The sequence below is a fragment of the Marinicauda sp. Alg238-R41 genome (genome assembly GCF_947331485.1).
Classification (GTDB): Bacteria; Pseudomonadota; Alphaproteobacteria; order Caulobacterales; family Maricaulaceae; genus Marinicauda; species Marinicauda pacifica.
Window position 1 is genome coordinate 107,951 of record NZ_CAMZOJ010000002.1, and the last position, 21,216, is coordinate 129,166.

General features: G+C 65.7%; 18 protein-coding genes. 12 read left to right on the forward strand and 6 right to left on the reverse strand.

Annotated elements, in window-relative coordinates; translation table 11 throughout:
- The first annotated feature begins 3 nt into the window (after window positions 1–3).
- The 3 genes from PGP17_RS09000 (at window position 4) to msrA (ending at window position 3,034) form a co-directional block, all read left to right on the forward strand.
- Window positions 4–1,368, forward strand: coding sequence for an acetylglutamate kinase (locus PGP17_RS09000; RefSeq protein WP_270375082.1), 1,365 nt, complete (start codon window positions 4–6; stop codon window positions 1,366–1,368).
- Window positions 1,365–2,309 (forward strand): N-acetyl-gamma-glutamyl-phosphate reductase, encoded by a 945-nt coding sequence (gene argC / locus PGP17_RS09005; RefSeq protein ID WP_270375083.1) that lies wholly within the window; start codon window positions 1,365–1,367, stop codon window positions 2,307–2,309. The genes PGP17_RS09000 and argC overlap by 4 nt, the downstream gene beginning before the upstream one ends.
- Window positions 2,310–2,392: 83 nt before the next feature.
- Window positions 2,393–3,034 carry a peptide-methionine (S)-S-oxide reductase MsrA gene (msrA, locus tag PGP17_RS09010; RefSeq protein ID WP_174234995.1) on the forward strand — a complete coding sequence of 214 codons (642 nt, stop codon included), beginning with the start codon at window positions 2,393–2,395 and terminating at the stop codon, window positions 3,032–3,034.
- On the opposite strand, the gene PGP17_RS09015 is transcribed toward msrA, so the two are convergent.
- Window positions 3,031–4,587 (reverse strand): ArnT family glycosyltransferase, encoded by a 1,557-nt coding sequence (locus PGP17_RS09015; protein WP_270375084.1) that lies wholly within the window; start codon window positions 4,585–4,587, stop codon window positions 3,031–3,033. The two genes, msrA and PGP17_RS09015, sit on opposite strands and share 4 nt — an antisense overlap.
- A gap of 392 nt (window positions 4,588–4,979) precedes the next feature.
- Between PGP17_RS09015 and PGP17_RS09020 the strand changes: the two genes are divergently transcribed.
- The 6 genes from PGP17_RS09020 to PGP17_RS09045 all read left to right on the forward strand — a co-directional run bounded on the left by PGP17_RS09020 (window position 4,980) and on the right by PGP17_RS09045 (window position 15,016).
- On the forward strand, window positions 4,980–8,234 hold the full coding sequence (locus PGP17_RS09020) for a TonB-dependent receptor (protein ID WP_270375085.1): 3,255 nt from the start codon (window positions 4,980–4,982) through the stop codon (window positions 8,232–8,234).
- Window positions 8,235–8,401: 167 nt separating this feature from the next.
- Window positions 8,402–10,000, forward strand: coding sequence for an alkaline phosphatase D family protein (locus PGP17_RS09025; RefSeq protein ID WP_270375086.1), 1,599 nt, complete (start codon window positions 8,402–8,404; stop codon window positions 9,998–10,000).
- 83 nt (window positions 10,001–10,083) lie between these two features.
- Window positions 10,084–11,106, forward strand: a complete 1,023-nt coding sequence (locus PGP17_RS09030; RefSeq protein WP_270375087.1) for an agmatine deiminase family protein — start codon at window positions 10,084–10,086, stop codon at window positions 11,104–11,106.
- Window positions 11,107–11,192: 86 nt separating this feature from the next.
- On the forward strand, window positions 11,193–12,389 hold the full coding sequence (locus tag PGP17_RS09035) for a serine hydrolase domain-containing protein (protein WP_270375088.1): 1,197 nt from the start codon (window positions 11,193–11,195) through the stop codon (window positions 12,387–12,389).
- Between the two features lie 9 nt (window positions 12,390–12,398).
- The gene (gene aguB, locus PGP17_RS09040; protein WP_270375089.1) at window positions 12,399–13,232 is read left to right on the forward strand and encodes an N-carbamoylputrescine amidase; all 834 of its coding nucleotides are present in this window, start codon (window positions 12,399–12,401) and stop codon (window positions 13,230–13,232) included.
- A 233-nt stretch (window positions 13,233–13,465) separates the two neighbouring features.
- Window positions 13,466–15,016 (forward strand): bifunctional GNAT family N-acetyltransferase/carbon-nitrogen hydrolase family protein, encoded by a 1,551-nt coding sequence (locus tag PGP17_RS09045; RefSeq protein WP_135944463.1) that lies wholly within the window; start codon window positions 13,466–13,468, stop codon window positions 15,014–15,016.
- 39 nt (window positions 15,017–15,055) lie between these two features.
- On the opposite strand, the gene PGP17_RS09050 is transcribed toward PGP17_RS09045, so the two are convergent.
- Complete coding sequence (locus PGP17_RS09050; protein WP_135944462.1) at window positions 15,056–15,235, reverse strand: hypothetical protein; 180 nt, start codon at window positions 15,233–15,235, stop codon at window positions 15,056–15,058.
- 140 nt (window positions 15,236–15,375) lie between these two features.
- Here PGP17_RS09050 and PGP17_RS09055 point away from each other — a divergent pair, with 140 nt between their 5' ends.
- Window positions 15,376–15,945, forward strand: a complete 570-nt coding sequence (locus tag PGP17_RS09055) for a type 1 glutamine amidotransferase domain-containing protein (protein WP_270375090.1) — start codon at window positions 15,376–15,378, stop codon at window positions 15,943–15,945.
- A 79-nt stretch (window positions 15,946–16,024) separates the two neighbouring features.
- On the opposite strand, the gene PGP17_RS09060 is transcribed toward PGP17_RS09055, so the two are convergent.
- The gene (locus tag PGP17_RS09060) at window positions 16,025–16,222 is read right to left on the reverse strand and encodes a CsbD family protein (protein ID WP_135944460.1); all 198 of its coding nucleotides are present in this window, start codon (window positions 16,220–16,222) and stop codon (window positions 16,025–16,027) included.
- A gap of 90 nt (window positions 16,223–16,312) precedes the next feature.
- On the reverse strand, window positions 16,313–16,990 hold the full coding sequence (locus PGP17_RS09065; RefSeq protein ID WP_270375091.1) for a MarC family protein: 678 nt from the start codon (window positions 16,988–16,990) through the stop codon (window positions 16,313–16,315).
- A gap of 189 nt (window positions 16,991–17,179) precedes the next feature.
- Here PGP17_RS09065 and PGP17_RS09070 point away from each other — a divergent pair, with 189 nt between their 5' ends.
- Both PGP17_RS09070 and PGP17_RS09075 read left to right on the forward strand, forming a co-directional pair.
- Entirely contained in the window at window positions 17,180–17,890 is a 711-nt protein-coding gene (locus PGP17_RS09070) for a hypothetical protein (protein ID WP_270375092.1), read from the forward strand.
- Window positions 17,891–17,933: 43 nt separating this feature from the next.
- Entirely contained in the window at window positions 17,934–18,761 is an 828-nt protein-coding gene (locus tag PGP17_RS09075; RefSeq protein ID WP_270375093.1) for a DUF1206 domain-containing protein, read from the forward strand.
- Window positions 18,762–18,855: 94 nt separating this feature from the next.
- Here PGP17_RS09075 and PGP17_RS09080 read toward each other — a convergent pair whose 3' ends face one another.
- Together PGP17_RS09080 and PGP17_RS09085 are read right to left on the reverse strand one after the other, a co-directional pair.
- Window positions 18,856–19,905 (reverse strand): 1,9-bis(guanidino)-5-aza-nonane synthase, encoded by a 1,050-nt coding sequence (locus PGP17_RS09080; RefSeq protein WP_135944452.1) that lies wholly within the window; start codon window positions 19,903–19,905, stop codon window positions 18,856–18,858.
- A 7-nt stretch (window positions 19,906–19,912) separates the two neighbouring features.
- On the reverse strand, window positions 19,913–21,151 hold the full coding sequence (locus PGP17_RS09085; RefSeq protein ID WP_135944450.1) for a type III PLP-dependent enzyme: 1,239 nt from the start codon (window positions 21,149–21,151) through the stop codon (window positions 19,913–19,915).
- Window positions 21,152–21,216: the final 65 nt, after the last annotated feature.

A 21,216-nucleotide genomic window follows, 5' to 3' on the forward strand; every position in this document is an offset into this window, starting at 1 on the left:
CCGATGACGAAGTCCCATTCGAACGCGCCGGAAGCCGGTCCGGCGACCGCGCCTGTGCGCTCCGCCATCGTGCAGCTGCTCTCCCACATGCGCGACGGCAAGGAGATCCGCGAATATCTCAACCGCTTCTCCGAGGTCGACCAGGAGCGCTTTGCCGTGGTCAAGGTCGGCGGTGCGGTGATCGAGGAGGAGCTGGATGCGCTCGCCAATGCGCTCGCCTTCCTGCAGACGGTGGGTCTGGCGCCCATCGTGGTCCATGGCGGGGGACCGCAGCTGGACACGGCGTTGAGCGCGGCGGGCATCGCGACCGAACGCAAGAACGGGCTACGCGTGACCCCGCCCGAGGCCATTCCGGTGCTGCGCAAGACGCTGACCGATCTCAATGTGCGCCTGGTCCAGGCGGTGCGCGATGCGGGCGGGCGTGCGGCGTCCATCCCCTCCGGCGTGTTCGAGGCCGAGATCGTGGACGAGGCGGGGCTGGGCCGGGTCGGCAGCCCCTCCCATATCCGGATGGATCTGGTGGCGGCGGCGGCGCGCGCGGGTCAGGCGCCGATCCTGGCGTGCCTCGGCGATACGTCCGACGGCCGGCTGGTCAATGTGAACGCGGACGCGGCGGTGCGCGCGCTGGTTCACGAATTGCAGCCCTACAAGGTGATCTTCCTGACCGGGACCGGCGCCCTGCTCGATGAGAGCGGACAGCCTATCTCGGCGATCAACCTGACCACCGACTATGAGGACCTGATGCGGGCCGAATGGGTGGCCGGCGGCATGCGCCTGAAGATGGAGGAGATCAAGCGCCTGCTGGACGATCTTCCCCTGTCCAGCTCGGTCTCGATCACGCGTCCCGACGCGCTGACCAAGGAGCTGTTCACCCATGCCGGGGCCGGCACGCTGGTGCGCCGGGGCGAGAACATCCTGTCGATCTCCAGGCGCGAGATGCTGGACGAGGCGCGGACCCGCAGCCTCATCACAGAAGCGTTCGGACGCGCGCCCGTGGTGGACTATTTCGACCGGCTGGGCTTCGATCATGCCTTCGTGAGCGAGAGTTACCGCGCGGCGGCGATCACGAGCCGGCTGGACGACGTGGTCTATCTGGACAAGTTCGCCGTGCTGGACGAGGCGCGCGGGGAAGGCCTGGGCGGCGCGGTCTGGCGCAAGCTGGTCGAGTATGCGCCGCGCCTCTACTGGCGTTCACGCGCGGACAATCCGGTCAACGAATTCTACTATGCGGTGTGCCACGGCGCGGTGAAGTCGGGCCGCTGGATCGTGTTCTGGCGCGGCGAGGACGATCTGTCGCGCATTGCCGAGCGGGTCGCGCGCATCGCCGCCCTGCCGCCCACGCTGGAAGAAACCGGGAGCGCGTCATGAAACGGATCGGCCTGGTCGGCGCACGCGGCCATACCGGACGCGAACTGATCCGCCTGCTGTCGCGGCGCCAGGATATGGGGCTGGTCTTCGCCTCCTCGCGCGCCATGGCCGGAGAGAGCGTGACGACGCTCGCCTCCGAGGCGCCGCGCGAGCTGCGCTTCGAGGCGCTGGACGCCGAGGCCGTCGCCGCCAAAGGCGCGGATGCGGTGATCCTGGCCATGCCCAATGGCGAGGCCGCGGCCTATGCCGACGCGATCGCGCAGGCCGCACCCGGAACCGTGATCGTGGACCTGTCGGCCGATTTCCGCTTCGACGAAAATTGGCTTTACGGCTTGCCGGAAATCCATGGCCGCGACCGGCACCGGGGCGCGACGCGCATTTCCAATCCGGGCTGCTATGCCACCGCCGGTCAGCTGTGCGTGGCGCCGGTGCGCCACCTTCTGTCCGGTCCGGCCCATGTCTTCGGCGTGTCGGGCTATTCGGGCGCGGGTACCACGCCGAGCCGGAAGAACGACACCGAGGCGCTGGCCGACAATCTGATGCCCTATGCGCTCGCCGGTCATATCCATGAGCGCGAGATGAGCCGGCATCTGGGGCAGGACGTGCGCTTCTCGCCCCATGTGGCCGCCTTCTTCCAGGGGCTGATCGCTACCGCGCAGCTGGAATTCCGCGAGCCGGTGACGCAGGAGGCCTTCAAGGGGGCCTATCTGGACGCCTATGCCGACGAGGCGCTGATCGGCTTCATCGAGGCCAGGCCGCCGGAAATCCGCGACGGGGCGCATTCCAACGGGGCGAGCGTGGGCGGCTGGACGCTGAGCGAGGACGGGCGGCGCGGCGTGGTCGTGTGCGCGCTCGACAATCTTCTCAAAGGCGCGGCGGTGCAGGCGATCCAGAACCTGGCCCTGGCGCTGGAGCTGGACGAGTTCGAAGGGCTCACCTGAACCTCACTGCGTCGTGACTTGGGAAAAGCGCGCGCACGGTCCAGTTTCTCCAGGGCGACCCAAGCTGCCCGTTGGAGACATTCATGCGTATTGCCGCTCTTGCCGGCCTGGCCTTTCTGCTGACCGCTGCCGCCTGCGCGCAGGAGGAAAGCGGGGCGCAGGCCCAGACCAGCCCGCCCGATCCGGACCTGCCTCAGGGCGCCGAACAGGCGATCTTCGCGTCGGGGTGCTTCTGGTGCACCGAGGCCGATTTTGAAAAGCTGGACGGGGTGATCGAGGTCGTGTCCGGCTATACCGGCGGCAGCGAGGCCGACCCGAGCTATCAGGATGTCGTTGGCGGGCGCACCTCTCATGTCGAGGCGGCGCGCGTGGTCTACGATCCCGGCGAGGTGGGCTACGAGGCGCTGCTCGACCATTACTGGCGCAATGTCGACCCGTTTGACGCGCAGGGCCAGTTCTGCGACCGCGGCGCGAGCTACGCGCCCTTCATCTTTCCGGTGAACGAGGCGCAGATGGCGCTGGCGCAGGCCAGCCTGGATGAGGTGCAGGCGCGCTTCGATCGCGAGATCGAGGTGGAGATCGAGGCGGCGGGCGCGTTCTGGCCGGCCGAGGCCTATCACCAGGACTATGCGGAAAAGAACCCGGCGCGCTATCAGCGCTATCGCTTCGGCTGCCGCCGCGACCAGCGCCTGCGCGAGGTCTGGGGCGACGAGGCGCGCGGCTAGTCGGAGGAGGAGGCGCGTTCGCGTTCGATCTGCGCTTCGTACTCCGGTGAGCGCGCCACGCGCCGATAGTCTTGCGCCAGGAAGAGATCGTAATGGCGCCGGCGGTCGCCGCCGAGTTCCACGGTGATCTCGCCGAAGGCTTCGAAGCGGGCAAAATCACGCTCGATGACGGGGATTTCCTCCGGCCGTTCCGAGGCGATGAGCACCGGCGCGCCATAGCCATCGGGCAGAGGCCAGCCTTGCTCGGCATGATTGAGCGCACCCTCATGGCGCAGCCACATGTAGAGCGCCTCGCCATCGACCGAGCCATAGCGCTGCATCTGATGGAAATCGTTGCGGTTGTCGAAAACGAGCGCATCGGCGCCCGAGCGCTCGAACGCGGCCGACAGCTCGGCGGTCGACTGGTCCCAGCCGCGCACGCGCTTGAACGCATTGGCGACGCCGGCCGCTTCGGACAGGGGCACGGAGGCGGCGAGCACCATCATCGAGATGCCGACGAGCGCGTGCAGGCCGACAGAGCCGTACAGGGCATAGCGCCGCCAGGCCGGTCCGCTCAGCAGGAAGGCGACGGTGAGAACCAGCCCGGTCGCGTAGGCCGAGGCCGCCCAGTTGGCGTGAGCGCGGCTGATGAAGGCTTGCAGGCAGACAATGACCAGGATGGGCAGGCTGTAGAGCGCGAGCATGAGGCGCGGGCGGGCCGGACCGGACTGGCGCGCGCCGCGCACGGCCTGCACGATGGCCACGAGCAGGACCGGGAAGAAGACCGGTCCGAACACGGCGAGCTGGTCGACCAGGAACTGGCCAAGCTCCTCGAAATTGAACAGGTTCGAGCCCCAGTTGGCGTTCGCCGCCGTGTGGGTGACGGTGGCAAAGTCGTGCGCCGAATTCCACGCGAGATTGGGCAGGATCAGCACGGTGGCGAGCGCCAGCGCCGCCGCGCCCTTCAGCGTGAGGAGCGCCTGGCGCGCGGGCTGGTCCACCACGAGCGCGAGGGCCGTGCCGAGGAAGAAATAGATCATCGCGTATTTGGACAGGAAGCCGAGCCCCGCCGCGAGGCCGAGCCCGAGCGCGCTGGGCCAGCCGCCGCCCTGGCGCAGCCTGACCAGGCAGTAGAGGCCGGCGCTCCAGCTCGTCATGAGCACGCCATCGGTCGTGATGACGGTCGCCGAGAGCCAGACCGAGGGCAGGGTGATCCAGGCGATCGAGGTCCACATGCCGGTGCGCGCGCCGAACAGGCGCGCCGCCGTCAGTCCGAGGAAGACCGCCGTCGCGGTGTGCAGGAAGGGCGCCGCCAGACGCACCGCCCAGTCGGCCTGGCCGAAGAGCGAGGTGGTCAGCGCGATGATCCAGGCAATCATGGGCGGCTTGGAGAAATAGCCCCAATCCAGATCGCGCGACCAGATCCAGTACTGGGTCTCGTCGGCATAGAGCTGGCCCGGATCCAGGGCGATTGCCGCGATTCGCGCCACCAGAAGCATGAGCAGGACGCCTGCCGTGGCGGTCAGCTCGACCCGGCCGGAGTGCAGAGCGGGATTGTCGGTCATCACGTTCATGATCCCGGTGTGTCCTAGATGTGCGGGCGGCTGTCAAAGCCTTCGAGCGTCCGGCCGCGAACCCGTCGCAAAACAGGCGTGGCCGGAATGCAACGCTGCACCTGCGAAGCGCAGGGTTTCGTTAAGGCCTGCGGCGGTTTTCCCGCCGCCGCGCCGATCGGACTCGGCTGCCTGCCTGGGCAGGCGGGAAGGGCAAACCCCCCGCATATAAAAGCGATACAACCGGCGGCGGCTTCGAAGTTGTGTCAGGGCACGGAAAATGTGCGCGTTGACGCCGACACAAAACCTTCACACTTGTGTCACCGAACCGTGAAGGGGGGCTCGTAAGCGACCGGCAGTACACAGGCGCGTTGCCTGTGACGCAATCGGTCGATTAAGGGGGACCAACACCCATGGCTTTCTTCAAGAAGCTCGCTTACAGCACGTCTGTGGCCGCGCTTGCGGCAATGGCCGCGACGTCTGCAGTTCACGCCCAGCAGACCTCCGCGTCGCTGCGCGGTGAAGTCGTCGACGCCAACGGAAACGGGATTTCCGGCGCCACCGTCACCATCATTCACACGCCGTCCGGCACCGCATCGCGCGCCGTGACCAACGAGTCGGGCAACTTCTCCCAGTCCGGCCTGCGCGTCGGCGGCCCGTTCACGGTCGCAGTCAACGCCCCGGGTTTTGAAGGCGACGTCATCGACGGCCTGAACCTGGCCCCCGGCTCCCAGCCGCCCCTCACCCTGACGCTGAACCCGCAGGCCTCCGACGTGATCGTCGTGACCGGCCAGGCGATCAACCGTCTCGACCTGAATAACGGCGTCGGCTCGGTCTACTCCGCGCGCGACATCGCCAACCAGCCGTCCGCCAACCGCGACGTGCTGCAGACCCTGACCCGCGACCCGCTGGCCTTCTCCAGCGGCGAAGGCCAGCTTTTCGTGGCCGGTACCAACCCGCGCTTCAACGGCCTGGCCATCGACGGCGCCCTGCAGCAGGACGATTTCGGCCTCGGTTCGAACACCTACGCGACCGAGCGCTCCCCGATCTCGCTCGACGCCATCGAATCCGCCTCCCTGGCCGCGTCCGACTATGCCGTGACCGTGTCCGGTTTCACCGGCGGCCTGGTCAACATCACGACCAAGTCGGGTACCAACGAGTTTGACGGTTCCGCCTACTACTACTACCAGGACGAAGGCTATTTCGGCGACGAGACGGACGGCCAAGCCTTCACCGTCGCGCCGTTCGAGGAAAAAGAATACGGCTTCACGCTCGGCGGCCCGATCATCGAAGACCGCCTGTTCTTCTTCGTGGCCTATGACGAGTTCGAGTCCGGTTCGGGCCAGAACTTCACCCAGGACGACATCGACGACGATATCGACCCGGCCTTCTACGACGCGTTCAACACCTACGTTCAGAACCAGCTCGGCTACGACATGGGCGGCCGCTCGTCCGTCGTGTCCCTGCCGGTGACCTCCGAGCGTCTGCTGGGCAAGATCGACTGGAACATCACGGACAATCACCGTGCGTCCTTCACCTACCAGTCCACCGAAGAAGGCGGCACCTCGGTCGACCGTCAGGGCTTCGAGAGCTCCTGGTACGACATCCCGGTCGAACTGACCGCCTATACCGGTCAGCTCTTCTCCGACTGGAGCGACAGCTTCTCCACGACGCTGCGCGTCAACTACAAGGAATTCACCCGCGGCCAGATCTGCCGCGCCGGGACCGACCAGCCGGCCCTCGAATTCCGCCTGAACGAAGCCGACCTGGCGGGCTCCCCGCTGGCCGGCATGATCGATGGCTCGAGCGACGAGTTCTTCACCGGCGGCTGTGACCGTTTCCGTCACGCCAACGAATTCGAAGACGAGCGCCTGCAGCTCTTCGCCTCGGGTGATTACTCCTTCGGCGACCACCTGCTGACCTTCGGTGGCGAGTACGAGAACTACGAGCTGTACAACCTGTTCGTTCAGTCCTCGAACGGCTACTTCATCTACGACGATCTGACGGACATCCAGAACAACACCCCGACGATCAACTACTCCAACTCGCCGACCAACGATGCCAACGACGCGGCGTCCGCCTTCGCGATCGCCAAGTGGACGGCCTTCATCCAGGACACCTGGCAGGTCAGCCCGTCGCTGTCGGTCGATTACGGCCTGCGCTACGAGTACTTCTCCCAGGACGACACCCCGCCGCTCGACGCCAATCTCGACGCCACCTACGGCGCCGGCACCAGCGGTCAGAACCTGGACGGTCTCGACCTCATCCAGCCGCGTGTCAGCTTCCGCTGGGACGGCCTGGACCGTACGACCGTGACCGGCGGCTTCGGCCTGTTTGCCGGTGGCGATCCGAAAGTCTGGATCTCCAACGCCTTCCAGGGTGCGACCGCATCTGCCAGCCAGTCCGGCGTGGCCATCTCCAGCTTCGACGTTCCGGCTGCCCTGCAGGCCGACGTCGCAGCCCAGTCCGGCCGGGTGATCGACGTCGTCTCCTCTGACTTCGAAGTTCCGTCCGACTGGAAAGCCTCGCTGCGTGTCGACCATTCGTTCGATGCCGACTGGTTCGGTGTTGACCTTGGCGACGACTACATCGTGTCGGCCCAGTACCTGTTCTCGACTCCGCAAAACGGATACGTCTGGAACAACCTGGCCCAGACCGAACTCGGCGCGGCGCTGCCGACCGGCACCGCTCCGGACGGCCGCACCATCTACGCCGATCTGCAGGACCTCGGCATCGGCAACCTGACCGAGCTGTCCAACGCGGACGGTTCTGAAAGCCACATCCTGTCGGTCAGCCTGCAGAACGAGTTCGACAACGGCTTCGGCTTCTACGCCAGCTACGCCTACCAGGACGTGGAATGGGTCTCTGAAGGCAGCTCGTCGCGCGGCATCTCCAACTGGCGTGGCCTGACGGCGATCGACCGCAACAACCCGGAAGTTCGCACCTCCTACTGGGAAGTCGAGCACTCCTTCAAGATCGGCCTGTCCTACGAGCGTGACTTCCTGGCGGACCTGACGACGCGCTTCGACGTGTTCGGCGAAATCCGCTCGGGCATCCCGTTCACCTACACGTTCGACGTCGGCTCCAGCAACTCGCTGTTCGGCCGCGCCGGCGACTTCGAAAGCCCGTTCGATAACAGCCCGCTCTATGTCCCGACCCAGGGCGGCGATCCGCTGGTGGTCTATGCCAGCGGCTTCGATCAGACGGAGTTCTTCGACTTCGTGAGCGAGTACGACATCCCGACCGGCCAGATCCACGAAGTGAACACCGCTTCGTCGAACTGGAACCAGCAGTGGGATCTTCGCATCCAGCAGGAACTGCCGGGCATCCCGGGTGTCGGCCGCTTCGTGGGAGACAACAACTTCTCCTTCGTGCTCGACATCATCAACTTCCCGAACCTGCTCAATGACGAGTGGGGCGTGCAAAGCGGTGGCGTCGGCAACGGCCAGGCCGCGATCGTGGCCGCGGACCTCGTCTCGGCTGCCGACGTGGCCGCCAACGGTGTCGACGGAGCCACGGCTCTGACCGGCGACGATGCGCGCACGACCTGCACGACGGCCAGCTCCTGCGTCTATCGCTACAACGAGTTCGACGAGACCGACATCTCGCCGGTCAACCAGTTCGACTCGCTGTACGAAATCCGCGTCGGTCTGCGCTACGAGTTCTAAGCTCGAAGCCGGATTGTCCGGACACTAAAAAGGGAAGGGCGGCTCACACGAGCCGCCCTTTCTTTTTGTGTATCAAACCAAGCGGTTGAGGCCGGGTTTCGTGAAACCGTCAAACCCGTCGGGTATGAGACGTCCTGGCCCTTTTCATTCGCGCAACGGAGCGTCCCATGAGCAAGCTGATCCTTCCCGATCCGACCCGCCGCCTGATCCTGCGCGGGGCCGCCGGCGGTGCGCTGGCGGGGCTGGCCGCGGCCTGCCGGGTGCCGGAGACGAGCGCCTCGAACTATCAGCGCTTCGACACCGATCCGTTCACGCTGGGCGTCGCGTCCGGCGAGCCGACGCCGGAGGGCATGGTGTTGTGGACGCGGCTGGCGCCCAACCCGTTCGAGCCGGATGGGGGCATGGGCGAGTCCACGGTCGATGTCCGCTGGGAGATGGCCGAGGACGAGGCCTTCACCCAGATCGTGCGCCGCGGCGTCGGGCGCGCCGTTCCCGGTCAGGGCCATAGCGTTCACGCCGAGATTTACGGCCTGCCCGCGGGGCGGACCTATTTCTACCGCTTTCATGCCGGAGAGGCGACGAGCCCCGTGGGACGCACCGCGACGGCGCCCGCCTTCCTGTCCGGGGTCGACCGGATGCGGGTCGCCTGGGTCTCGTGCGCGCATTACGAGCAGGGCTTCTTCCACGCCTATCGCAATATCGTGGAGGAGAACGCCGACCTGCTGGTCCACACTGGCGACTATATCTACGAATCCAGCTGGGGGCCGCAGGTGCGCCGCCATGCCGTGCCCGAGCCCTACACCATCGCCGATTACCGCATGCAGCATGCGCTCTACCGGCTGGACCCGGACCTTCAGGCTGCCGCCTCCCATTGTCCGTGGCTGGTGACCTGGGACGATCACGAGGTGGATAACGACTATGCCGGCGATGTCGGGGAGGAGGCAGGCGTTTCGATCGCCGACTTCCGCAAACGGCGTCTGGCCGCCTACCAGGCCTATTGGGAGAACATGCCGCTGCGCCGCCGCTCCATGCTGGAACGCGCCCGCGGCGAGATGCGCATCTGGGGCGAAAGCGTGTTCGGAAACCTCGCCGCCATCTACATGACCGATGGGCGCCAGTTCCGCACCCCGATGGCGTGTCCGACCGAGTCCGACCGCGGCGGCAACATGATTGCGCGCGATTGCGCCGAGCGCCTCGACCCGGCGCGCACCTATCTGGGCAACGACCAGGAAGGCTGGCTGCGCTATAATTTCGCGCGCTCCGGGGCGCGCTGGAATCTGGTGGTCCAGCCCACCTTGTTCAGCCCCTTTTACGGCACCGATCCGGAAACCGGCGCGGCCAATGCCTGGTCGGATGGCTGGGACGGATACCCGGCGGCGCGCCAGCGCATGGTCGACCTGTTCGCCAGCCGGCCGGAATCCAATCCGATCGTGCTGGGCGGGGACACGCATTGCTACTGGGTCTGCGACGTGAAGCAGGACTATGAAGACCCCGCCTCGGCCACTGTGGCGAGCGAGTTTGTGACCACGGCCGTCACGTCTCACCACACCAATCACGACGCGTTTGCCCAGACGGCCAGCAATTTCGGACACATCAAGCATTTCGATGCGCGCGAGCGCGGTTACGGCCTGCTGGACCTGAGCGCGGAGCGTGCGGAGATTACCCTGCGCACCGTGGGCGAGGTGAAACGGCGCGACGGCTATGCACCGGGCGACCAGGCCCGCTTCGTCGTCGAGGCCGGCCGGCCCGGTCCGCAAGCGGTCTAGCAGGAGGTTCCGGCGGCTCTGCCGGCAGGGTGTATCGCGCACCGCCTCGCCCTCTCGCAGGCGGCGGGGCGCCATGGTATCGAATGACCATGACACAGCGCTTCATTCCCCACGAAACCGCCCCTCAGGCCAGCATCCACACCTGCTGGCCGGCCGCCGAAGACCTCTGGGAAGAGGATCTGTCCCCGGCCGAGGAGGAGTTTGCCGGCTTCCTGACCGCGCTCGCCGAACCGGGCCGCGACGCCCGGCGCACGCCGCTGGTGATCTATGCCGCGACGGCACGCGCCGAGGCCAATGCGCGCCGCGCGCTGGGCGCTCGTGCGCGCGTCGTCCGCGCCGAGTACGGTGATGTCTGGGCGCGCGATACCGGGCCGGTCTTCGCGCTGGAGGACGGTGCCCTGAAGGCCGTGCGCTTCCGCTTCAACGGCTGGGGCGGCAAGTATCAGTTTGCCGCCGATCACACGATCGGTGGCGAGATCGCCCGCCAGGCCGGCGCCGAAGAGGACCGGTTCGATCTGGTGGTGGAAGGCGGCGCCCTTGAGTTTGACGGGGCAGGCAGCGTGGTGACTACGCGCCAATGCCTGCTCAATACCAACCGCAATCCCGGCAAGTCGGAACGACAGGTCGCCGACACGCTGAAAGACGCGCTGGGCGTCTCCAATATCATCTGGCTCGACGAGGGCTTGGTCGGCGATCATACCGACGGGCATGTGGACAATATCGCGCGCTTCATCGCGCCGGGGATCGTGGCCTGCCAGAGCCCGACCGGGGCCGACGATCCCAATGCCCGCGTGCTGGGCGAGATCGCACGCCAGCTGGAGACGGCGCGGGACGCCAAAGGACGCAAGCTGCAGGTCGTGCGCCTTCCCTCCCCGGGACTGGTGGAGATGGAGGGCGAGGCGGTGGCCGCGTCGCACATGAACTGGGTTGTGGGCCGTGCCAATGTGGTGATGCCGGCCTATAACGAGCATGCACGCGATGCAGCCAGAGTGCTTGCCCGCGCGTTTCGCGATCATACGGTGGCTGCGCGTCCCGCCAACGCTATCCTCACCGGCGGCGGCGCGTTTCACTGTGTGACCTGCAATGTCCCGGCGCCACACGCCTGATCGATAGCTACGCGAGGGTTGAGCCTTACGTGTTTGCGGTACCGTTCTTCAGCGCTGTTTTTCTGGCCCAGCAAATCGCCGGGACGATGCCGGGCCCGTGGGCGCCCGGCGAAGCCCCGCGTATCGAAAGCGTCGACGCGCCCGTGCCGGCCTTTCCCACCGCCGAGGTGGAAAGCGCGCTGACCGCGCTGGCGCTGCGTCCGCCGGCCGAGCCAGGCTGGCTTGACGCGTTCACGCGCCGGCTGAACGAGGCGGCGCGTGCCGATCAGGTGGTCGGGCTGGCCGCGGCCGTCATCGAGAACAACCAGGTCGTCCTGACCTATACCTACGGCGAGACCGATGCGGGCGGGCGGGAGCCTGTGACGACCGACACGGCCTTCCGGGCCGCCTCGCTGAGCAAGACCTTTACCGGCACGCTCCTGTCCATCCTGCACACGCGCGGCATCGTCAATCTGAACGCCGCCGTGCCCGACACCGTGCTGCAGCTGAAGAGCGGGGAGGAGATCACCTGGCTGCAGCTATTGTCCCACCAGACCGGCCTGCCCAACAATGCCTACGACAATCTGATCGAGGCCGGACGCGACCCGGACCGGGTGCGCGAGCGCCTGGCCGATGTCGACCAGATCTGCGGTGTAGGCGCGTGCTACAGCTATCAGAACGTGGCCTTCGCCCAGGCCCGGGTGCTGATCGAGCAGGCCACCGGCATGAGCTACGAGCAGGCGCTGCGCACCTATCTGTTCGAGCCCTACGGGCTGGATCACGCGAGTGTGGGCACCGACCAGCTGCGCGAGAGCGAAAGCTGGGCCCGGCCCCACCGCGGCTGGCGCCGCTCGGTCGACCGGGCGGGACGTCCCGACACGCCCTATGACGGGCTGCCGGCCGCCGCCGGGGTCAATCTGACGCTGAACGATCTCATCGCGTGGGCGCGCGCCCACCTGGCGATGAGCGGCGGCGTCCCGCAGGAGGCGCGCAATTTTGCCTGGACGCCGCGGGTCAATTCACTGCGCGAGACGGTGCGCCTGGGCGCGGTGCGCGCGCGTGTCGACGAGACCGGCTACGGGATGGGCTGGCGCATCTATTCGTGGGGCGACCGGACGCTGATCATGCACTCGGGATCGCTGTCGGGCTATGGCGCGCAGATCGTGCTGGAACCGGAGACCGGGTTTGCCTATGTGGCATTGTGGAATGCGGATGCGCGCGCGCCATGGCGGCTGTGGCCGACGGCGATGGATTTGCGCACCGGTGACGGGCCGGGCGACTGGCTCGACGATCTAGACGGTTAGGAGGGTTTCATGCCCCGGACGATTTCCATCGGCGTCATTCAGGCCGCCTTCTCCAACGATATGGGCGAGAATATCGATACCGTCTCGCGCCTGGTGCGCGAAGCGGCCGGCAAAGGCGCGAAAATCGTCCTGCCGCCCGAACTCTTCCAGGGACCGTATTTCTGCAAGACGCAGGAAGAGCGCTGGTTCGAAACCGCCTATCCGTCGATGGACCACCCGTGCGTCACCGCGCTGCAGACGGTCGCGCGCGATCTGGACGTCGCCATTCCGGTCTCGATCTTCGAACGCGACGGGCCGCACTATTACAACTCCATCGTCATGCTGGATGCGGGCGGCGAGGCGCTCGGCGTGTACCGCAAGACGCATATTCCCGACGGGCCGGGCTATCAGGAGAAATACTACTTCCGCCCCGGCGATACCGGCTTCAAGGTGTGGGACACAAAGCATGGCCGGGTCGGGGTCGGCATCTGCTGGGACCAGTGGTTCCCCGAAACCGCGCGCGCGATGGCGATGATGGGCGCGGACGTCCTGCTCTACCCGACCGCGATCGGGTCCGAACCCCACGATACCAGCCTGGACACCGCGATGCGCTGGCGCCGGGCCATGCAGGGCCACGCGGTCTCCAATGTGATGCCCATCGGCGCGGCCAACCGGGTCGGCGACGAGGACGGGCAGGTCTTCTACGGGACGAGCTTCATCTGCGACCATACCGGCGAGGTGAAGGCCGAGCTCGACCGCGACCAGTCCGGCGTGCTGGTGGCCGAGTTCGATCTCGACTTCCTGGACCGCCACCGGGCCGCGTGGGGGTTCTTCCGGGACCGGCGGCCGGAGTTTTACCGGTAGACTTTCAATGCTGTCATCCCGGCCAAGCCCCGGACTTGATCCGGGGCGCCGAGCCGGGACCCCGCGTTGATGAAGATTGATCGCCGACGCAAGGTCCCGGATAACCGCTACGCAGTTTCCGGGATGACAAGGTTGGTGGCTCCTCGCAGCCCCCTGCTCACCCGCGCCATTTGGAACGCGCGTCCAACCGCTTATGTTGGACGCGAGATACTTCACGCCATTAGGACACCGTCATGACCGACCACCGCCGTTCTGCAACGCTGACCGTGCGCAATGCCACCGTGGAGGACGTGCCGGCGATCCTGGAGCTGCAGGACCGGGCCTATCCGGACATGCCGCCCGACCTGCCGGGTCAGATCCGCGGCCAGATCCAGGCCTTTCCCGACGGCCAGTTCGTGGTCGAGTACGAAGGCGATGTCGTGGGCTGGTGCGCCACCTTCATCATCGACGAGGCGACCGCGTTCGCGCCCCACACCTATGCGGAGATCACCGGCAACGGCTATGCCGCGCGCCATGACGATGACGGCGACTGGCTGTACGGCATGGAGGTCGCGGTCGACCCCAGCCGGCGCCGCCTGCGCATCGGCCAGCGCCTGTACAATGCGCGCAAGAGCCTGTGCCAGGAATGGGGCCTGAAGGGTGTGGTGTTCGGCGGGCGCATGCCCGGCCTGAAGCGGCGGCGCAAGAGCTATCCCAACCCGGAAGACTATCTGGCGGCGGTCCAGGCGCGCGAGGTCAAGGACCCGGTGGCCAATTTCCAGCTGCGCATGGGGTTCGAACCGGCCGGGATCCTGAAAGCCTATTATCCCGACGACAAGGACTCGCTGGGCAATGCCGCCCTGATGGTGTGGCGCAACCCGAAATATGTCGAGGTCTCCAATAATGGCCGCCGGCCCGACCCGCAGACGGTGCGCGTCGCGGCGGTCCAGTTCCAGGCCCGCGCGGTCGACTCCGTGCGCGAGTTCGAGCGCAACGTGGAGTATTTCGTCGACGTCTGCTCCGACTACAAAGCCGATTTCTGTGTCTTCCCGGAGATGTTCACGGTCGCGCTCCTCTCGCTGGAAAAGAAGAAGCTGACGCCGCAGGAGAGCATCGAGGCGCTGACCCGGCACACGCCGCGCTTCCTGGAATTCATGAGCAAGCTGGCCGTGCGCTACAACATCAACATTGTCGGCGGGTCCCACCCGACCAAGACCGATGACGGGGATATCCAGAACGTCGCCTATATCTTCCTTCGCGACGGCTCGATCCATTCCCAGGAGAAGATCCACCCGACGCCGAACGAGAAATACTGGTGGAACATCAAGGGCGGCGATTTCGTGCACGCCATCCCGACCGATTGCGGCCCGGTGGGTGTGCTGATCTGCTATGACATGGAGTTTCCCGAACTCGCCCGGCGCATGGCCGACGAGGGCGCGCGCATCATCTTCTGCCCCTACGCCACCGACGACCGCACCAGCCATCTGCGCGTGCGCTACTGCTCCCACGCGCGGGCGATCGAAAATCAGGTCTTCGTGGTGACGGCGGGCAATGTCGGCAATCTGCCCGATGTCGAGAACATGGACATCAACTATGCCGAGAGCGCGGTCATCACGCCGTGCGACTTCCCGTTTGCGCGCGACGGCCTGGCGGCCGTGGCCAGTGAAAGCGTGGAGACGGTCGCGGTCGCCGACCTGCGCGTGGACGACCTGACGGAAGCGCGCCGTTCGGGCACGGTGAGAAACCTGCGCGATCGCCGCTTCGACCTGTACCGGATCGTGTGGAGCGAACCGTCCGACCGGTAGACCGGGAGGGGGTGCCGGCCAGAACCGGCCGGCGAACGCCTAATCCTGCGTGCGCGAGGGCATGACCATGATGAGGGCGAGTGCGGCGCCGAGGCCGGGCCAGGCAAAGGCGATGGCCTGGTCCAGCGTGCCGTTGGCGAAACCGAACGCTCCGGCGAAGACGCCGAGCGAGGCGAGGCAGGCTGACGCCGCCATCAAGATGAGCCGTATACGCATCATCGTGCAAACCTGGGTTACAAGACCTCCCCATCATGACAGCACAGGCCTAAGATTGGGTGAATGGCGCGCGGAACAGAGTCCGGCTCATCCCGTTTCCTAAGCTCCCGCCCCATAATGCAAACACAAAGGGAGCCTCCCCCATGACCCAACGCCTCGCCAACAAGACGGTCGCCATCCTCGCCGCGGACGGCTTTGAAGAAGCCGAGCTGTTCTCGCCCAAGGAGGCGATCGAGCAGGCCGGCGGCAAAGCCGTCGTCGTGTCGATCAAAGGCGGTGAGATCCAGGCCAATCGCCATCGCGAACACGGCAAGTCGATCCATGTCGATGTGACGCTGGACGAGGCGAAAGCCGATGACTTCAATGCGTTGCTGATCCCCGGCGGCCTGTTCTCGCCCGATGCGCTGCGCATCCAGCAGAAAGCGCTCGATTTCGTGCATGACTTCTTCGCGCAGAAAAAGCCGGTCGCCTCGATCTGCCACGGTCCGCAGGTTTTGATCGATGCGGATGTGGTCGCGGGCCGTCAGATGACGTCGGTGAAGAATATCCGCACCGACCTGGCCAATGCCGGCGCGAAGGTGCGCGACGAGCCGGTTGTCGTCGACCAGGGCCTGGTGACCAGCCGCACGCCGGACGATCTGGAGGCGTTCAATGCCAAGATCGTCGAGGAATTCTGCGAGGGCAAACACGCCGAGCAAGCCCGCTCGGCCTGACCGGACGCCAGCACTTCGCACACAAAAAGGGCGGCCCATCGGGGCCGCCCTTTCGCGTTCGGTTATCGGGTGGGACCGATTATTTCTTTTCGATCCACTCGTTGACTTCTTTTTCGGCCTCGTCCTTGTCCTTGCCGTAGCGTTCCTGGACCTTGCCGACGAGTTTGTCGCGATCGCCTTCGATCGTCTTCAGGTCGTCATCGGTGAGCTTGCCCCAATGGCGCTTCGCTTCACCGGTAACCTGTTTCCATTTGCCTTTAAGTTCAGTCGCATTCATGGCGGTCTTCCTTTTTCGCGAGGGGGAGTTGTCTCGCCCTCATGAAACGCCGCGTGCGTGAAGCCTGTTCCCGCCCGCGCACCGCCGCCGTCAGGCCTGAAGCAGCGCCCCGGCGATGCCGTCGAAGATGAATTGCGCGGCCAGGGCCGCCAGGATGACGCCGAGGATGCGGGTGATCATCGCAGCCAGCGTGTCCCCGATCAGGCGCATCAGCGGACCGACCAGAAGGAAGAGCACCAGGCAGACGAGCAGGATGATACCCATGCCGGCAAAGACGAGGCCCTGATTGTAGAGGTTTCCGCCCGCTTCGCTCATGAACAGCATGATCGAGGCGATCGCGCCGGGACCGGCCAGCATGGGAATGGCCATCGGGAAGACAGAGATATCCTCGCCCGCCTTCAGAGGCTCGCCCGACGCGCTCTCGGCATCTTCATGCTCCTCCTCCCATTTCTCCGCGCGCTCCTCGCGCCGTTCGGTGCGCTTCTCGAAGATCATGTCGAGCGCGAGCATGAAGAGCAGGACGCCGCCCGCCGCGCGGAAGGAATCAAGGCTGACATGGAGGGCGTTCAGCAGCCACTCGCCGCCATAGGCAAAGCCGAACAGCACCGCGGTGGAAATGAGTACCGACTTGATCGCCATGCGCCGCTTGTGGGCGCCATGCGTGCCTTCGGTCAGGCTGGCGAAGATCGGCGCGACGCCGATCGGGTCGATCACCACGAAGAATGTGACCAGCGAGGCCGTCAGCAAGGAATAGTCGATCGCGTCCATTTTTCAGTCTCCGGCACGAGGGTGCGAGCAATGGGGTCGGCCTTATCACCGCTGACCGGTTATGGCGAGCCGCGCCATTGCATGGCGGGTTTGCATCCGGCGCCGCTTCACCCCCGTGGGTAAGGGCGGCCTTGACCCGCCCCCGATTGAAGATGACAGTTTGTTCATCTTGGCCAGGGGGCACAAAAAATGGCAGTGTTTGATCGGCTCGCGCAAGTCAACGCGTTGAGACAAGGCTATGAATCCAATGGATGGGCCTTGGCGCAGCATCTATTTCCCACAGAGGTGGTCGATTCTCTGCTTTATCAGTTCCAGACCGATCTGGGCGGATGCAAGGAGGATTACAAAGGGCGGTGGGAAAAGGGGCCGTTCACGAACGCGCACTGCTTTGAATCCTATGCCTACGACTATGCCGCTCAGGCCACGATGCTGTGGTCGATGACGCCGTGGATGCAGGCGCTGACCGGCAAGGAATTGCTGCCCGCGCACTCCTATTTCCGGGTCTATCGCAAGGGCGATATCTGCAAGCTGCATCTGGACCGGTGCGCGGCCGAACAGTCGATCTCGCTGACCCTTGGATATTCCGACGATATCGAATGGCCGCTCTGGGTCAGCGAGCAGCGCTATGAGGACGAGGTGAAGAAGAATGTCCACGGCGAGCTGCTGCCGCCGGGCCAGAAGCTGAGCTTCTACAAGGTCCCGATGAAGGCCGGCGACGCGGTGATCTACAAGGGCATGAACCATATCCACGGCCGCAACGACCCGAACCCGAATACCTGGTCGGCGCATCTGTTCCTGCACTGGGTCGACAAGAACGGGCCTTACGCCGAGCACGCGTTCGACGGCAATGCCGGGACAGTGGTGCGCAAGGCGCGGTTCGAGTTTCCCGAAGCCGTGTGAGCGGCGCGCGGAACGGGGCCGAAGCGCTCGCGTTTGAGACGCGATGTTCAGCCCCGAAAGCCGCTCACCCTATTACGAGATTGCCGGACGCACCGGCCTGTCGGCCCGCGCCATCGTCTATGCGCTGATCGCGGGGTTGATGCTGCGCGCCGTGTTTCTGGGCGGCGAAGATGACGGGGTCAGCCCGGGCGACGCGTTCAACTGGCTGGAAACCAGCTGGCCCGGCAAGGCCATGCTGATCGTGCTGGGCACCGGCCTGCTGGCCTATGCCGGGTGGCGTCTGACACAAGGCTTTCTGGACATGCCCGGCAAGGGCGACGACGCGATGGGCCGGACCGCGCGCCTGGGCATGATCATGTCAGGCCTGGGCTACGGGCTCGTCGGTCTGGGCGCCTTCGGCGTGCTGCTCGGCCAGAATGACGGCGGCGGACCCGGCGCCACGCAGAGCACGGTTCAATGGCTTCTGGGACAGCCGTTCGGGCGCTGGCTCATCATGACGCTGGGTCTGGTGTTTGCCGGCGTGGGCAGCGCGCAGATCTGGCGCGCGCTCGACGGAAGCTGGAAGGACTCCCTGGACCTGTCCGGCCCGGCCGGCTGGCTGACCCCGGTCGTCGGCTTTGCGATCATCGGGCGCGGCCTGCTCTTCCTGGTGCTCGCCCTGTTCGTTGTGATTGCCGGCTGGCAGGCGTCTCCGGAGGAGGCCAAGGGCCTGTCGGCAACGATCACCTGGCTGCGCGATCAGCCCTACGGGCTGGCGCTCTATCTCGGCTCGGCGCTCGTCCTGGCCGGCTATGCGGTCTATTCGGGACTGCAGGCGCGCTGCATGCGACTGAGTGAGCACTGCGCGGGCAGCTCCCGGCCAGCCACGTAAAGTCCGGCCACGTAAGCTCCGGACCTATGAGACCGGATATGAAAACGCCCCGGCCGATGGCCGGGGCGTTTGTCTGCCGGCTCGTGAGACGAGCCTAGTCTTCGAACATGTCGGCGAAGCGGTGGCGCGGACGCGATTTGTGGTTTCCGCGATGGAAGACGTCCGACACGATGATCGGCGCGACCGAGCTGGCCTCGGCAAACACCATCTGCTCGAGCGCCACGTCGACCTTGCCCCAGCTGGAGGCCTCTTTCAGCGTGGAGGAGGAGCAGGCCCCGTCGCGCACGTCGGCGACGGTGATCTGAACCGCATAGGCGTGCATCTCGACATCCTCGTGGCCGAGGATTTCCGCGCACACGACCGTGTCCTGGGCGAAGTTCTTCGGCACGCCGCCGCCGACCATGAACAGGCCGGTGCGTCCCGCCTTGATCTTGATGTCGGTCAGTTCGCGGAAATCGGCCACGGAATCGATGGACAGGTAGGGCTTGCCCTCCTTCATCCGCTCGACCTGGTGACGCACGAGGCCGAAGCCGGCCGAGCAGTCGGAGAAGGCCGGAACGAAGATCGGGACGCCCTGGTGGTAGCATTCCTCAAGCAGCGAGCCTTCTTTCTTGGCGTTGCCGTCGGCGAGCCATTTGCCCATCGCCTTGAGGAAGGCGCGCGAGCTCATCGGCTTGGCCGGCAGGGAGTCGGCGATGTCACCGATGGTGTGATCGCACGCCTGCAGCTCTTCCTCGTCGATATAGGTGTCGTAGATGCGGTCGATATAGAGCGAGCGCAGCGTGGTGTCGTCGGGCACTTCGTGGGCCTGGTAGTGCTTGAAGCCGAGGGCTTCGAAGAAATCCATGTCCACGATGGAGGCGCCGGTCGCCACGATGGCGTCGATCATGTTGTGGCGCACCATGTCGCGCCAGACATGCATGCAGCCGCCGGCCGAGGTCGAGCCGGCGAGCGTCAGGATGACGGCGCAGTCGGGATCGGCGACGGCCTTGTCCAGAATTCGCGCGGCCCGCGCGGCATCGCGCGAGGTGAAGCTCATCTTCTCCCACGCGTCGATGATCGGACGGCCATCGAAGCTGGCGATGTCGATGTGCTCGACCGGGCTGGAAAGAAGCTCGGCCTTGCGGTTGGTTTGATCGGTCATGATGTCTCTAACGTTTCTTCAGGAGGCGTTGGCGGCGGCGGCGGACCCGCGCGAAGGGGACGACCGAGCCTTCCCGGCGGGCCGGGCGAACGATCGTCTGGTCGTAAAGCGATTTGAACGGGAAATCGTTCACCTGAACGGTCTCCACGTCGCCAAACCCGTTAAACCGGGTGGCCATCGCCGTGCCGTACGCGCCCAGCATGCCGAACTCGATCACATCGCCTTCGCGAATGTCGGCCGGCAGTGTGTAGGGCCCCGGCATGGAGTCAATGGAATCGCAGGTCGGACCGTAGAGCTTGAACTCCGCGGTCTGACTGGACGGCTCGCCCTCGCGGCGGTGGACTAGCATCGGAAAGGGCCACCGCGCGTGAACCATGTCGAACAGCGTCCCGTAGGCGCCGTCATTCATGTAGATCGACTCGCCCTTGACCAGCTCGACGCGCGTGAGCACCGAGACGGACTCGGCAATGAGCGCACGGCCGGGCTCGCACCACAGATCGGCGTTTTCAAGGACCATCATGTCCTCGAACGCGTTTTCGATGGCCGCGATATAGTCTTCCAGCGGCGGCGGGGTCAGGCCGGGATAGACGGACGGGAAGCCGCCGCCCACGTCGACGATGTCGACCGTGACGCCCGCGCGCGCGATCAGGCGCGAGGCCTCCATCATCGCCGCGCGATAGGCGGCGGGGGCCATGCACTGGCTGCCCACGTGGAAGCTGACGCCCAGCTCTTCGGCATAGGCGCGCGCCTTCTGCATCAGATCCGGGGCCTCGGTCTCGTTCGCGCCGAACTTGCCGGCCAGCGGCAGGGTCGCCCCGTCATTTGACACGGCGATGCGCACGACCAGGGTGAGGTCTTTCGCATAGCCGGTCTCGGCGAGGATCTTGTCGAGCTCCGCCTCGCAATCGAGCACGAAGATGCGCACACCATGGTCGAAATACGCGCTCGCGATCGCGGCGCGCGATTTGACCGGGTGCATGAACGCCATCTTCGCATCCGGACAGCGCGCGGAAACGAGTTCGACTTCCGGAAGGGAAGCGACATCAAAAAAGCGAATACCCGCCGCGTACAGGGTGTCGATCACCCAGGGCGAAGGATTGGCCTTCACGGCGTACAGAACGTCGCCGGGAAAATTTTTCTGGAACCAGGTTGCTGCGATCGTCAGTCGATCGGGCCGCGCACAGGCGACCGGGCCTTCAACAGGCCGAGAGCGGACCAGGTCCAGGGGCGTATGGTAGTCGTGCAATTCACGAGACCCCCTGTTGGCAGTTAACCCAATCCGGCATCGTCGCCTCCGCCGGGACCGCGGCT

Excerpts from the sequence above, each read along its gene's own strand:
- PGP17_RS09055 (WP_270375090.1), top strand. The coding sequence starts at position 15,376 with ATGACCCAACGCCTCGCCAACAAGACGGTCGCCATCCTCGCCGCGGAC.
- PGP17_RS09000 (WP_270375082.1), top strand. The coding sequence starts at position 4 with ATGACGAAGTCCCATTCGAACGCGCCGGAAGCCGGTCCGGCGACCGCG.
- PGP17_RS09045 (WP_135944463.1), top strand. The coding sequence starts at position 13,466 with ATGACCGACCACCGCCGTTCTGCAACGCTGACCGTGCGCAATGCCACC.
- aguB (WP_270375089.1), top strand. The coding sequence starts at position 12,399 with ATGCCCCGGACGATTTCCATCGGCGTCATTCAGGCCGCCTTCTCCAAC.
- PGP17_RS09020 (WP_270375085.1), top strand. The coding sequence starts at position 4,980 with ATGGCTTTCTTCAAGAAGCTCGCTTACAGCACGTCTGTGGCCGCGCTT.
- PGP17_RS09030 (WP_270375087.1), top strand. The coding sequence starts at position 10,084 with ATGACCATGACACAGCGCTTCATTCCCCACGAAACCGCCCCTCAGGCC.
- PGP17_RS09060 (WP_135944460.1), bottom strand. The coding sequence starts at position 16,222 with ATGAATGCGACTGAACTTAAAGGCAAATGGAAACAGGTTACCGGTGAA.
- PGP17_RS09070 (WP_270375092.1), top strand. The coding sequence starts at position 17,180 with ATGGCAGTGTTTGATCGGCTCGCGCAAGTCAACGCGTTGAGACAAGGC.
- PGP17_RS09035 (WP_270375088.1), top strand. The coding sequence starts at position 11,193 with ATGCCGGGCCCGTGGGCGCCCGGCGAAGCCCCGCGTATCGAAAGCGTC.
- msrA (WP_174234995.1), top strand. The coding sequence starts at position 2,393 with ATGCGTATTGCCGCTCTTGCCGGCCTGGCCTTTCTGCTGACCGCTGCC.
- PGP17_RS09075 (WP_270375093.1), top strand. The coding sequence starts at position 17,934 with ATGTTCAGCCCCGAAAGCCGCTCACCCTATTACGAGATTGCCGGACGC.
- PGP17_RS09065 (WP_270375091.1), bottom strand. The coding sequence starts at position 16,990 with ATGGACGCGATCGACTATTCCTTGCTGACGGCCTCGCTGGTCACATTC.
- argC (WP_270375083.1), top strand. The coding sequence starts at position 1,365 with ATGAAACGGATCGGCCTGGTCGGCGCACGCGGCCATACCGGACGCGAA.
- PGP17_RS09025 (WP_270375086.1), top strand. The coding sequence starts at position 8,402 with ATGAGCAAGCTGATCCTTCCCGATCCGACCCGCCGCCTGATCCTGCGC.
- PGP17_RS09080 (WP_135944452.1), bottom strand. The coding sequence starts at position 19,905 with ATGACCGATCAAACCAACCGCAAGGCCGAGCTTCTTTCCAGCCCGGTC.
- PGP17_RS09050 (WP_135944462.1), bottom strand. The coding sequence starts at position 15,235 with ATGATGCGTATACGGCTCATCTTGATGGCGGCGTCAGCCTGCCTCGCC.
- PGP17_RS09015 (WP_270375084.1), bottom strand. The coding sequence starts at position 4,587 with ATGAACGTGATGACCGACAATCCCGCTCTGCACTCCGGCCGGGTCGAG.